The organism is Streptomyces spinoverrucosus (assembly GCF_015712165.1).
In the GTDB taxonomy this organism is placed as follows: domain Bacteria; phylum Actinomycetota; class Actinomycetes; order Streptomycetales; family Streptomycetaceae; genus Streptomyces; species Streptomyces spinoverrucosus_A.
Map to the genome: position 1 here is coordinate 2007020 of NZ_JADPZX010000001.1, position 12843 is coordinate 2019862.

The window sequence follows — 12843 nt, forward strand, 5'->3', positions numbered from 1 at the left end:
GGGCGGTCGGCTACTGCGGATCCGGCCCCACCGCAACCGGCCGCGACGGATCCGACGACCACTGCGACCACGACCCGACGTACAGCGCCGCCGGAATCCCGGCGACCGCCAGTGCCAGCACCTCGTGCGCCGCGGAGACCCCGGAACCGCAGTACACGCCCACCTTCGCCCCGTCGTGCGCCCCCAGTGCGTTGAAGCGCGCCCGGAGCTCCTCGGCGGGCAGGAAGCGACCGTCCGCCCCCACGTTCTCGTTCGTCGGCGCCGACACCGCCCCGGGGATGTGCCCGCCCACCCGGTCGATCGGCTCCACGTCGCCCCGGTACCGCTCCGCCGCCCGCGCGTCGAGCAGCACCCCCGAACGGGCCAGCGCCGCGGCCGCGTCCGCGTCCAGGAGCCCCTCGGCGGCCGCCTCCGGCCGGAAGTCGCCCTCCTCCGGCGTCGGCTCCGCCACCGACAGGGCGCCCTCCCACGCGGGCAACCCCCCGTCGAGCACCCGCACATCCGGGTGACCCGTCCAGCGCAACAGCCACCAGGCGCGGGCCGCGGCCCAGCCCTGGCCACCGTCGTACACAACGACCCGGCGCCCGGACGACACACCCGCACGACGCATCGCCGCGCCGAACTCCGCCAGATCCGGCAGCGGGTGGCGCCCGTTGGCGCCCGGCGCGGCGGCCAGTTCGCGGTCCAGGTCGACGAAGACCGCGCCGGGGATGTGCCCGGCCGCGTATGCGGCCCGTCCGTCGAACGGCGGCTCACCGGCCGCCTTGGCCACGCTGAGCTGCCAGCGGACGTCGAGCAGCACGGGCGGGTTGGGCCCCGCCAGGGCGCTCGCGAGCTCGGATGCGGTGATGATGGCGTTCATGGCCACCATCCTTGCGCACAGGGTGGCCTCATCGTCCAGGTCCGGCTACTCTGCTCGGCCGGACAGACCCGATCACCGGGCGTACGGGATCGGGCACATGCTGTAGAGCCGATCGACACCCGAGGGCAATCACCTCGAAACGGGCAAGAAACCGCAGATCGGGCAACTACCGGGCGCGGAGCGGGAAGCGGCGGCGCGCCCGGAGCGCTGGACGCCGAGGGTGGTGCGAGCATCGGCACGGGGGTCGGAGAGCGGAATCGACGCGGCCACCGCGAGGGGCCGAGGAGAGAGTGACGATGACCGAGGCACGGGGGTCGGCCCGCCGCGACGGCACAGCGCACGCCCGGTACACGCCCGGCACGCCCTGCTGGGTGAGCCTGATGGTGCACGGCCTGGCCGCGACCGAGGAGTTCTACGGGACTCTGTTCGGCTGGGAGTTCCGCCCCGGCCCGCAGCAGCTCGGCCCCTATGTACGGGCCCTGCTCGACGGCCGCGAGGTGGCGGGCATCGGCCGACTGCCCGCGGACCGGCATCTCCCCGTCGCCTGGACGCCCTACTTGGCCTCCGACGACGTCGACCGGACCGCTGAGACGATTCGCCTGTGCGGCGGCACGGTCGGCGTGGGCCCGCTCGACGCGGAGGAGGCGGGGCGCCTCGCCATCTGCTCGGACCCCTCGGGTGCCGTCTTCGGGGTCTGGCAGGGGGCGGCGCATCGCGGCACCGGCATCGCCGGAGTGCCCGGGACACCGGCCTGGCACGAGCTGCTGACCTTCGAGTCGGAGAGCGTCGCCAAGTTCTACGGGAGCGTCTTCGGCTACGAGGAGGAGCCCGTCGTCTCCGCGGACATCGACTACCTCACCCTGCACCTCGACGGCCGCCCGGTCGCCGGCCTGCACGGCCTGGGCATGTCGCTGCCCCGCGACCGGGGCCCGCACTGGTTGACGTACTTCGAAGTCGCCGACATGGACGAGGCGCTGGACCATGTCGTCGGACTGGGCGGACATGTCCTCAAACCGGCGCACGACAGCGCGCACGGGCGCGTGGCCACGGTCGCCGACCCCGAGGGCGCGTGCTTCGCGCTGATTCAGACGGCCCGGCGCTGACCGCTCATGCCGACGACACCGGCAGCACGTCGGGCGACAGCGCCGCCGCGTTCGCCGAAGCGGCCGTCATCCGGCGCTGGTGATGCCGGCGGCACAGCACCTCGTAGCCGACGGCGTCCGCCCGGTTGACGTCGCCGACAACCACCTGGGCGCCCTCGACGACCATCTGGCCGCCGACCGTGCGGGCGTTGTGCGTGGCCCGGGCGCCGCACCAGCACAGGGCCTCCACCTGGAGCACCTCGACCCGGTCCGCCAACTCCACCAGCCGCTGGGAGCCGGGGAAGAGCTTGGTGCGGAAGTCGGTCGTGATGCCGAAGGCGTAGACGTCCAGGCCCAGGTCGTCGACGACGCGCGCGAGTTGGTCGATCTGCTCCGGCGCCAGGAACTGCGCCTCGTCCGCGATCACGTAGTCCGCGCGCCCGCCCTGCGAGAGGTGGTCGACCAGGTACCCGTACAGGTCCATGCCGTCGGTGACCTCGACCGCGTCCGTCACCAGGCCGAGCCGGGAGGACAGCTTGCCTTCGCCGGCCCGGTCGTCGCGGGTGAAGATCATGCCCTGCAGCCCGCGCGCGGAGCGGTTGTGCTCGATCTGGAGGGCCAGCGTCGACTTCCCGCAGTCCATCGTTCCGGAGAAGAACACCAGCTCGGACATGGGGAGTTGAGCACCTTTCGGCGAGGAGACGGGGAGAGGGCGGGTGTCAGGAGCGTACTTCGAGCAGCGGGACCAGCTGCTCGGCAGGGGTCATCGAGCCGTGGTTGCCGACCATCGAGGACTCCTTGGGCTCGCGCTCGGAGGCGATGAGCAGGACGTCGTCGCGCGCGGCCGCGACCACGTCGCCGATGCGCGCGTACACCCGCTCGTCGATGTGCGGGCCGAACCAGCCCGCCGCGATCGCCTCGTCCCGCGAGGCCACCCAGAACTGCTCGCCGAGCACCTCGCGCCAGCAGGTCAGTACGTCGTTCTCGGCGCCCGGCACCGCGTACACGTGGCGTGCGCGGCCCTCGCCGCCCAGCAGGGCGACGCCCGCGCGCAGCTCCCAGTCCTCGTCGAAGTCGATGCGGTGCTGCTCGTCGAAGGGCACGTCGACCATGCCGTGATCGGCGGTGACGTACAGCGCGCTGCGCGGCGGCAGCTGTTCGGCCAGTCGCTGGACGAGGCGGTCGACGTACATGAGCTGGCCGACCCAGGTGTCGGAGGCGAGGCCGAAGCGGTGTCCGGCTCCGTCGAGTTCGGCGTAGTACGTGTAGACGAGGCTGCGGTCCCCGGAGGCGAGCTGCTCCGCGGCGAGGTCCATGCGCTCCTCGCCGGTCAGCCGCCCGTGGAACGATCCGCCGCTGAGCGCGACCTTCGTCAGCGGGGTGCGCTCGAAGGCGGGGGACGAGACCTGGGCGGCGTGCACGCCGGCGCGGTGGGCCAGCTCGAAGACCGTGGGGTACGGCTGCCAGGGCGCCGGCGGCGTCCAGGGTTGCCAGCGGAGCTGGTTCATCAGCTCGCCGGTCGCCGGGTTGCGCACCGTGTAGCCCGGCAGGCCGTGCACGCCCGGCGGGAGGCCGGTGCCGACGGAGGCGAGGGAGGTCGCGGTGGTCGCCGGGTAGCCGGCGGTGAGGGGACGGCCCGTGCCGCCGCGTGAGGTGGCGAGCAGCGAGGTCATGAAGGGCGCTTCCTGGGGGTGCGCCTTCAGCTGCTCCCAGCCGAGCCCGTCGATCAGGAACACGCAGACCCGGTCGGCTGGGGTCAGCTCGGTGATCGCGGCGGTCATGCCGGGTACGCCTATGCCCGCGGCCAGCGTGGGCAGCAGGTCGGCGAGCGAGCCCGTGCCGTACTCGGGGCGGGGGGCGGATTCGACGGCGAGGGGCTCGAAGTGGTCGTCCCAGGCGTGGGCGGGCTGGGCCATCAGCGTGCGGGGTCCGCGGTCGCCTCGGAGATGGCCTGCGCGAAGGCGAGCGCCTGGCGGACCGTGTCGGGGCCGTCCCCGGCCTCGCTGACGCGCAGGCTGAGGTCGTCCGCCGTCGAGTTGCCCGTGTAGCCGTGGTCGGCCTCGCAGTTGGGGTCGCCGCAGGCGGCGGGCTCCAGGTCGATCCGGGAGACGGCACCCCAGCCGATGGTCAGCACGACCTCGCGCGGGAGGGTGCCCGGCGTGTACGACTCCGGGTTGGCGACCACTCGGCTGACCACGACCGAGGAGATCCGGTCGAGCTTCACCGACTCCGTCGACGTCGTGGCGTACGGCGTCGGGGAGGTGCTGTCGGCGGCCTGCTCGTCGGTGTGGCTGACGATGAAGCGGTGGTCGGTGAGAACGAGCACGGTCACATGCCGTCGCACCTCGTTCTGGTCGAACGTCGTCTCCTGATGGACCAGGTACGACCGGATGGGCTCGCCACCCACAGCGGCCTCCACCGCCTCGGCCACGAGGGCCGGGTAGTAGCCGCTGCGCTCGATCGCCGCACGCAGCCCCTGGGTCGTCGTACTGGTCTTGGCCATGCCGTCCATCCTACGGGGGCCCACTGACTGCGAGGCACCGCTCGGGCGGTCCGGGCCGGGGCTCAGTACGTCGGCAGGGTCCGTGGGCCCAGGTCGTCGCGGACGGGGGGCGGGGCCAGGCGGACCGACGCGCCGAGGACGCTCAGGCCGTGCGGGGCGACGACGACCGGCTCGAGGGTGACCGCGACCACCTCCGGGTGGTCGTCGACCAGGCGGGACACCCTCAGGAGCAGCTGCTGAAGGGCGGGGGTGTCGACGGGGGTGGAGCCGCGCCAGCCGAACAGGAGCGGCGCGGTCCGGATCGACCGGATCAGCGAGGTGGCCTCGCGGTCGGTGACCGGGATCAGCCGGTGCGCGGTGTCGCCGAGCAGCTGGGAGGCGGCTCCGGCGAGCCCGAAGGAGAGCACCGCTCCGGCGGCCGGGTCGATCACGGACCGTACGACGGTGTCCACCCCGCGCGGCGCCATCCGCTGGACGACCGGCCGCAGCTCCTCGGGCTTGCCGAACAGCTCCGTCAACTCGGTGTAGGCCCGCCGCAGTTGCTCCTCGTCAGCGAGATCGAGCCGTACGCCGCCGAGGTCGGCGCGGTGGCGCAGGTGGGGGGCGGTGGCCTTGAGGGCGACCGGGTAGCCGAGGGTGCGGGCGGCTTCCGCGGCGTCGTCCGGTGTCGGGGCGTGCAGGGCGCGGTGCACGTGGACGCCGTACCGGCCCAGCAGCTCGCAGGTCTCCTCCGTGCCGAGCGTGAGCCCCTGCCCGCGCGCGAGCAGCCCGCCGATCAGCTCCGCGGCTCCCTTCTCGTCGATGTCGTCGTACTCGGGCACCTTTCCGGGGTCGGCTGCCTCCCGTCGCCACTGCGCGTACTTGACGGCCTCGGCGAGGGCGCGAACGGCGCGTTCGGCGGCGGGGTAGGCGGGGATGAGGTGGGAGCCGGCGGGGGGCGGTGCGGGGGCGGTGCGCGCTTCCGATTCAGGGGCCGGTCTCACTCTCGGGCCGGCCTGGGGTGCGGTGCTCGCAGCCGCCGACAGCGCGTCCGCGAGCCCGCCCAGCTCCACATGCACCACCAGCACCGGCTTGGAGGGGACCACCGCCGCGGCCGACCTCAGGGCCTCCGCCAGCGCCGCGTCCCCGGCCGACCCCTCCCCCACCATCGGTATCGCGGTCACCACGACGGCGTCACACGTGTCGTCGGCCAGCGCCCGCGCCAGCGCCTCCCGGAAGTCCTCCGGTGACGCCCCCGTCGTGAGGTCCAGCGGAGCCTGCGGCCGCAGCCCCTCGGCCAGACAGGCGTCGTACGTCAGCAGTCCCAGCGACTCGGAGTTCCCGAGGATCGCCACGCGCGGCCCCGTCGGCAGTGGCTGGCGCGCGAGCAGCAGCCCGGCGTCCACCAGTTCGGTGATCGTGTCCACCCGGATCACCCCGGCCTGGCGCAGCAGCTCGGACACCGTGGCGTGCGGCAGCCGCGTCGCCCGTACGGCGTGCCCCTGCGGTGCCGCGCCCCCGTGGCGTGCGCCCTGCACCACGACCAGCGGCTTCGCCGCCGCCGTCCGCCGGGCGAGACGGGTGAACTTGCGCGGGTTGCCGATGGACTCCAGGTACATGAGGACGACGTCGGTGTCGGGATCGTCGTACCAGTACTGGAGTACGTCGTTGCCGGAGACGTCCGCGCGGTTGCCGGACGAGACGAATGTCGACACGCCCGTGACGCCGGTGACCCCGCCACCGCGCCGGTGCAGCCGGGACAGCAGCGCGATGCCGATGGCCCCGGACTGCGCGAACAGCCCGATGCGCCCGGGGCGCGGCATCTCCGGGGCGAGCGAGGCGTTGAGCCGGACCTCCGGGGAGGTGTTGATGATCCCGAAGGCGTTCGGCCCGATGATCCGCATGCCGTACGCGCGCGCGTGCCGCACGAGTTCACGTTGGCGCTCGCGCCCCTCGGGCCCGCTCTCGGCGTACCCGGCGGAGAGCACGACGAGCCCCTGCACCCCGTGCTCCCCGCACTTGGCGACCACCTCGGGCACGTGCTCCGCGGGCACCGCCACGACCGCGAGGTCGACGGGCGTCTCGATGTCCCGCACCGACCGGTACGCCGGCACGCCGTCCAGGTCCTGCTGTCCCTCGGGCAGCGCCCTGTTCACGGCGTGGAGACGGCCGGTGAAGCCGGCCCCCCGGATGTTGCCGAGCACGCTCCGGCCCACACCCCCGGGCGTGCGCCCCGCGCCGACGACGGCGATCGAACCGGGCGCCAGCAGCCGTCGTACCGAGCGCGCCTCGGCGCGCTGCTCACGCGCGTGCTGCACCGCCAGTGAGCGGTCGGTGGGCTCGAGGTCGAACTCCAGACGTACGACGCCGTCCTCGAAGCTGCGCTTCTGGGTGTATCCGGCGTCCGTGAACACCTTGATCATCTTGGTGTTGGCGGGCAGCACCTCGGCGGCGAAGCGGCGGATGCCGCGCTCGCGGGCGACGGCGGCGATGTGCTCCAGCAGGGCGGAGGCGACACCACGCCCCTGGTGGGCGTCCTGCACCAGGAAGGCGACCTCGGCCTCGTCGGCGGGCGCGGAAGCGGGCAGCCCGTCGGCGCCGATGCGGTCATAGCGTACGGTGGCGATGAACTCGCCGCCGATCGTGGCCGCGAGTCCCACCCGGTCCACAAAGTCGTGGTGCGTGAAGCGGTGGACGTCCTTCGCGGACAGGCGCGGGTAGGGCGCGAAGAAGCGGTAGTACTTCGACTCGTCCGAGACCTGCTCATAGAAGCTGACCAGGCGCTCGGCGTCATCAACGGTGATGGGCCGGACGCGTGCGGTGCCGCCGTCGCGCAGCACCACGTCGGCCTCCCAGTGGGCGGGGTACTCGTGCCGGTCCGACGGGCTCTGCATGGGCCCCAGAGTACGGCTCGCGTCCGACAACGGCGCGAGGCAGTCTGTGGAAGGACGAACGCCGGACCGAGGCCGCGGTCCGGTGCCACTTCCGGACGGGACGAACGACCCGTCCGGGCATGCTTCACGATATGGGAAACTGGTCTAGACAACCCTGAACACCTGAAGGGCAGCATCACATGGCTGAGCGCCGCGTCAACGTCGGCTGGGCCGAGGGCCTCCACGCCCGCCCCGCCTCCATCTTCGTCCGAGCCGCCACGGCCGCAGGCGTCCCGGTGACGATCGCCAAGGCGGGCGGCAACCCCGTCAACGCGGCCTCCATGCTGGCCGTCCTGGGTCTGGGCGCCCAGGGTGGCGAGGAGATCGTCCTGACCTCCGACGCCGACGGCGCCGACACCGCGCTCGACCGGCTGGCCAAGCTGGTCTCCGAGGGCCTCGAGGAGCTCCCCGAGACCGTCTGAGCCGGCTCACGGCATTCCTTCAGGCCGCGTCGCCCATTTCCGGGCGGCGCGGCCTCGCCGTTCGGTCGGGTTTTCACGGCCGCGGTCACGGGAATTCAGAGCACACCGAAAAAGGGCAGCGGAAATACACCGCCACCGAATATCACTTCTTTGTATACGGTGCCCGTGTTAATGCCGCAGGCCCGACATGTTTACGGGATGTTGCGAAGTCCTCACACGGTCCGCGCGGTCCCCGTTGCCGGAAAAACGGAGCCGGTGCGCGCCGGTCGCACGCTCGGTGTGCAGCGCCGTGATCGCCCGGGCGCGCTCACTGTCGCCGCGCGCCACCGCGTCCACGATCGCGCCGTGCTCCGTCCACGACTCCATGGGGCTGACCGGCGCCTCCACCGCGTACATCCAGGCGATCTTGTGCCGCAGCTGGGTCAGCATGGCGATCAGCGCGGGGCTGCCGGAGGCCTGGGCGAGCGTCTCGTGGAACCAGCCGCCCAAGGAGCGCAGGTCCTCGCTGTTGCCCCGCCTGGCCCGCTCCTGGCCCAGCCGGACCAGGCCGCGCAGCACCTTCAGATGGGCCTCGGTGCGCCGCTGGGCGGCCCGGGAGGCGCCGAGCGGTTCCAGCAGCATGCGCATCTCCAGCAGGTCGGCGGCCTCCTGCTCGGTCGGTTCCGCCACGCACGCGCCCGCGTGCCGCCGGGTCACCACGAAGCCCTCGGCCTCCAGCGTGCGCAGGGCCTCCCGGACGGGGACGCGCGAGACGCCGTAGCGGCGCGCGAGGAGTTCCTCGGTGAGCCGGCCGCCACGCTCGTAGACACCCGCGACGATGTCGTCCCGGATCGCCGTGCACACCGAGTGCGCCGGAATACGCATGACCGACCTCCGCCTTAATCCCCGTGAAACGTCGACGATTGACGTGTGTTCCGTGACTCTATTGCAATGAGCCGGAATTTCCGATGGCGGGCCGGAATCCATGGATATTTTTTGGACATACAGGCGTACGAAACGCCGAAAGCCCCGGCTCGTGAGCCGGGGCCGCGGGCTGATCCGCTGTCAGACGGAGACGCCGTGCGAGCGGAGGTAGGCGACCGGATCGATGTCCGTGCCGTACTCCGCGGTTGTCCGGGCCTCGAAGTGCAGATGCGCTCCGGTGACGTTGCCGGTGGCGCCGGACAGGGCGATCTGCTGCCCCGGGGTGACCGTCTGGCCCACCGAGACCGCGACGGACGACAGGTGACCGTACTGGGTGTACGTACCATCGTTCATCTTGATCACGACTTGATTGCCGTACGCCCCACCCCAGCCGGCCTCGACCACGGTGCCGGAGCCGACCGCGTGCACGGGCGTACCGCTCGCGGCGTGGAAGTCGACACCGGTGTGGCTGCCGGAGGACCACAGGGAGCCGCCGGCCTGGTAGCCGGTGGAGACGTAGGAGCCGCTGATCGGCACCACATAGGTGTTGAGACGCTTGCGCTCGGCCTCGCGGGCGGCGCGCTCCTTGGCCTCGCGCGCCTCCTTGGCCCGTTCCTCCGCGCGCTTCTTGGCGGCCGCCTCGGCCTTCTTCTCGGCGGCGGCCTCCGCCGCGGCCTGCTCCTGAGCGGCGGCCTGGGCGTCTATCTGCTCGGCGACCGAGTCGCCGATGGTGATCACCGGGAGCAGGCCGGTCTGCTCGGCCGCGGGCTCGGCGGCGAGCGCGGGAACGGCCAGGGTGCCGATGACGCCGGTCGTGGTGAGCGCCGCGACGCCCGTCGCGTGGGCGGCGGTGCGCTTCATCCGGCTGGGACGACGATGCTTCCCGGTGGCGCGCGTGAACGCCATGTAGTGGCTGGTCCTTTCCTTCCCTCTCGCCTACCGGGTTAGCTGACGGGTTCGGAGCAGGAAGGTCTCCTACGGACGCCCTCGCTGCGCGCGGGCGTCCGATTCACCCCAGGGACTGCACGATTGGGTCCCCGGCTCCCCTGGCTCGCGCCGTACGGGGACTCGGCGATGGCTGTCCGGTGCCGCGGGCGCGGCGCACTGCCTGACGGACAGCCCGGAAGACGCTAAGCGGGACGTCTTTCAATCCCCAAACGCATCAGGGGGTTTGTAGCGCATCCCACAGGTCAGACAGGCAACCTCTCCCCCAATTCGGACATAAAGGGGCCCTGGTGACGGATCCGTCACCAGGGCCCCTACGCGCGCGTGCCGTTCGGCGGCCTCTACTCGGCCGTCACGACGGTGACCTCGCCGATGCCGAGCGCCTCGACGGGCGCCTTGATCTGCGCCGCGTCACCGACGAGCACCGTCACCAGACGGTCCACCGGGAAGGCGTTGACGACGGCCGCGGTGGCCTCCACCGTCCCGGTCGCGGCGAGCTGCTGATACAGCGTCGCCTGGTAGTCGTCGGGCAGGTGCTGCTCGACCTGGTCGGCCAGGGTGCCCGCCACGGCCGCCGCGGTCTCGTACTTCAGCGGCGCCACACCGACGAGGTTCTGCACGGCGACGTCCCGCTCGGCGTCCGTGAGGCCCTCGGCGGCGAGCCTGCGCAGCACCGTCCACAGGTCCTCCAGCGCGGGGCCGGTGTTCGGCGTGTCGACGGAACCGCTGATGGCGAGCAGCGAGGCGCCGGTGCCGTCGGAGGTGGAGCGCAGCACCTGGCCGAACGAGCGCACCCCGTAGGTGTAGCCCTTCTCCTCGCGCAGGACGCGGTCCAGACGGGAGGTGAGGGTGCCGCCCAGGCAGTACGTGCCGAGCACCTGGGCCGGCCACACGCGGTCGTGCCGGTCGGGGCCGACGCGGCCGATCAGCAGCTGGGTCTGGACGGCGCCGGGGCGGTCCACGATGACCACGCGGCCGGTGTCGTCGGCGGTCACCGGCGGCACGGGCCGCGGCTGCGCCTGGGAGCCCGCCCAGGCGCCCAGGGTGTCGCCGAGCAGCGCGTCGAGGTCCACGCCGGTGAGGTCGCCGACGACCACGGCGGTGGCGGTGGCGGGGCGGACGTGCCGCTCGTAGAAGGCGCGCACGGCGGCGGAGTCGATCTTCTGGACCGTCTCCTCCGTGCCCTGGCGCGGACGCGACATGCGCGAGGTCGCCGGGAACAGCTCCTTGGAGAGCTCCTTGGCGGCCCGCCGGGCGGGGTTGGCCAGCTCGTGCGGGATCTCGTCCAGGCGGTTGCGGACCAGCCGCTCGACCTCGCTGTCGGCGAACGCGGGCGCCCTGAGGGCGTCGGCGAGCAACCCCAGGGCCTTGGACAGGCGGGAGGCCGGGACCTCCAGGCTCAGCCGGACGCCAGGGTGGTCGGCGTGCGAGTCGAGGGTGGCGCCGCAGCGCTCCAGCTCGGCGGCGAACTCCTCGGCGGAGTGCTTGTCGGTGCCCTCGGAGAAGGCCCGGGCCATGATCGTGGCGACGCCGTCGAGGCCGGCCGGCTCGGCGTCCAGGGGCGCGCCGAGGAGCACCTCGACGGCGACGACCTGCTGGCCGGGGCGGTGGCAGCGCAGGACCGTCAGGCCGTTGTCGAGCGTCCCGCGCGTGGGGGCCGGGAAGGCCCAGGGGCGGGCCTCGCCCGCCTGCGGCTGGGGGTGGAAGTCCATCGTGGCGAGCTCGGTCACTGGGCAGCCTCCTCGGTGTCGTCGGTGGCGGCGGCTTCGGCGCCGTCGCTGTCGTCGGTGGCTTCGGGGGCGGTGGGCTCGTAGACCAGCACCGCGCGGTTGTCGGGCCGCAGGCGGGCCTTGGCGACCTCCTGAACCTCCTCGGCCGTCACTTCGAGCACGCGCTGGACGGCCGTGAGGGCGAGCTTCGGGTCGCCGAACAGCACGGCGTACCGGCACAGTTCGTCGGCGCGGCCGGCGACCGTGCCGAGCCGGTCCAGCCATTCACGCTCCAACTGGGCCTGGGCGCGCTCCATTTCCTCGGCCGTCGGGCCCTCCTCGGCGAACCGGGCGAGCTCCTCGTCGATGGCGGCCTCGATGACCGGCACCTCGACGTCCCCGGACGTCTTCACGTCCAGCCACCCCAGGGAAGGCGCTCCGGCCAGCCGCAGCAGGCCGAACCCGGCCGCGACCGCCGTACGGTCCCGTCGTACCAGCCGGTTGTACAGGCGGGACGACTCGCCGCCGCCGAGGATGGTCAGCGCGAGGTCGGCCGCGTCGCACGTGCGCGTGCCGTCGTGCGGGAGCCGGTAGGCGGCCATCAGGGCGCGCGCCGGGACCTCCTCCTCGACGATCTCGCGCAGCTGCCCGCCGATGATCTCGGGCAGCGAGCCGTCGCGCGGGGCGGGCTTGCCGTCGTGCGAGGCGATGGAGCCGAAGTACTTCTCGATCCAGGCCAGCGTCTGCACCGGGTCGATGTCACCGACGACCGAGAGCACCGCGTTGTTGGGCGCGTAGTACGTGCGGAAGAACGCGCGCGCGTCCTCCAGGGTCGCCGCGTCCAGGTCGGCCATGGAGCCGATCGGCGTGTGGTGGTAGGGGTGCCCCTCCGGGTAGACGAGGGCGGTGAGCTTCTCGAAGGCGGTCCCGTAGGGGACGTTGTCGTAGCGCTGCCGGCGCTCGTTCTTGACGACGTCCCGCTGGTTCTCCATGGACTCGTCGTCCAGGGCGGCGAGCAGGGAGCCCATGCGGTCGGCCTCCAGCCAGAGGGCGAGCTCCAGCTGATGGGTGGGCATGGTCTCGAAGTAGTTGGTGCGCTCGAAGCTGGTGGTGCCGTTGAGCGAGCCACCCGCGCCCTGCACCAGCTCGAAGTGTCCGTTGCCCTTGACCTGGGCGGAGCCCTGGAACATCAAGTGCTCGAAAAGGTGAGCCAGACCGGTGCGTCCCTTGACCTCGTGGCGCGAGCCGACGTCGTACCAGAGGCACACCGCCGCGACCGGGGTCAGGTGGTCCTCGGAGAGCACCACGCGCAGGCCGTTTTCCAGGCGGTGCTCAGTCGCTGTCAGGCCGCCGGAGCCTGCCTCGGCTGTGGCCGTGTGACCCATGGGCATGTACGTCCCTTCGATCGCGGGGCGGTCGGGAAACCGCGGAATTTCCTGCCAGTCCTGCCACTGTATGCAAGCGTGCGGACCTGGTGTGAAGTTCCCGGAGCGCGTCCGCCCGGA

At 72.5% G+C, this 12843-nt stretch carries 11 protein-coding genes and 1 riboswitch; of the genes, 2 read left to right on the forward strand and 9 right to left on the reverse strand.

Annotated elements, in window-relative coordinates:
* Positions 1-10: 10 nt before the first annotated feature.
* Positions 11-862 carry a sulfurtransferase gene (locus tag I2W78_RS09030; protein WP_196458526.1) on the reverse strand — a complete coding sequence of 284 codons (852 nt, stop codon included), beginning with the start codon at positions 860-862 and terminating at the stop codon, positions 11-13.
* Between the two features lie 296 nt (positions 863-1158).
* Between I2W78_RS09030 and I2W78_RS09035 the strand changes: the two genes are divergently transcribed.
* Positions 1159-1965 carry a VOC family protein gene (locus I2W78_RS09035; protein WP_196458527.1) on the forward strand — a complete coding sequence of 269 codons (807 nt, stop codon included), beginning with the start codon at positions 1159-1161 and terminating at the stop codon, positions 1963-1965.
* Between the two features lie 4 nt (positions 1966-1969).
* Here the strand turns inward: I2W78_RS09035 and I2W78_RS09040 are convergent, their stop codons facing one another.
* Genes I2W78_RS09040 through I2W78_RS09055 form a run of 4 tightly spaced genes read right to left on the reverse strand, consistent with a single transcriptional unit; the run spans position 1970 to position 7320 of the window.
* Entirely contained in the window at positions 1970-2617 is a 648-nt protein-coding gene (locus I2W78_RS09040) for a thymidine kinase (protein WP_196458529.1), read from the reverse strand.
* A 46-nt stretch (positions 2618-2663) separates the two neighbouring features.
* Positions 2664-3860 (reverse strand): alkaline phosphatase family protein, encoded by a 1197-nt coding sequence (locus tag I2W78_RS09045; RefSeq protein ID WP_196458531.1) that lies wholly within the window; start codon positions 3858-3860, stop codon positions 2664-2666.
* The gene (locus I2W78_RS09050; RefSeq protein ID WP_196464482.1) at positions 3860-4456 is read right to left on the reverse strand and encodes a DUF5998 family protein; all 597 of its coding nucleotides are present in this window, start codon (positions 4454-4456) and stop codon (positions 3860-3862) included. The genes I2W78_RS09045 and I2W78_RS09050 overlap by 1 nt, the downstream gene beginning before the upstream one ends.
* A gap of 53 nt (positions 4457-4509) precedes the next feature.
* Positions 4510-7320 carry a bifunctional acetate--CoA ligase family protein/GNAT family N-acetyltransferase gene (locus tag I2W78_RS09055; RefSeq protein WP_196458533.1) on the reverse strand — a complete coding sequence of 937 codons (2811 nt, stop codon included), beginning with the start codon at positions 7318-7320 and terminating at the stop codon, positions 4510-4512.
* Between the two features lie 179 nt (positions 7321-7499).
* Between I2W78_RS09055 and I2W78_RS09060 the strand changes: the two genes are divergently transcribed.
* Positions 7500-7781 (forward strand): HPr family phosphocarrier protein, encoded by a 282-nt coding sequence (locus tag I2W78_RS09060; protein WP_196458535.1) that lies wholly within the window; start codon positions 7500-7502, stop codon positions 7779-7781.
* A 168-nt stretch (positions 7782-7949) separates the two neighbouring features.
* On the opposite strand, the gene I2W78_RS09065 is transcribed toward I2W78_RS09060, so the two are convergent.
* The 4 genes from I2W78_RS09065 to I2W78_RS09080 form a co-directional block, all read right to left on the reverse strand.
* Complete coding sequence (locus I2W78_RS09065) at positions 7950-8645, reverse strand: GntR family transcriptional regulator (protein ID WP_196458537.1); 696 nt, start codon at positions 8643-8645, stop codon at positions 7950-7952.
* Positions 8646-8825: 180 nt separating this feature from the next.
* Positions 8826-9590 carry a M23 family metallopeptidase gene (locus I2W78_RS09070; protein WP_196458540.1) on the reverse strand — a complete coding sequence of 255 codons (765 nt, stop codon included), beginning with the start codon at positions 9588-9590 and terminating at the stop codon, positions 8826-8828.
* A 12-nt stretch (positions 9591-9602) separates the two neighbouring features.
* Positions 9603-9768: riboswitch (cyclic di-AMP (ydaO/yuaA leader) on the reverse strand.
* Positions 9769-9970: 202 nt separating this feature from the next.
* Complete coding sequence (locus tag I2W78_RS09075; RefSeq protein WP_196458542.1) at positions 9971-11359, reverse strand: M16 family metallopeptidase; 1389 nt, start codon at positions 11357-11359, stop codon at positions 9971-9973.
* A complete protein-coding gene (locus I2W78_RS09080) occupies positions 11356-12729 on the reverse strand; it encodes a M16 family metallopeptidase (RefSeq protein ID WP_196458543.1) in 1374 nt (457 codons plus the stop codon). The genes I2W78_RS09075 and I2W78_RS09080 overlap by 4 nt, the downstream gene beginning before the upstream one ends.
* Between the last annotated feature and the right edge of the window lie 114 nt (positions 12730-12843).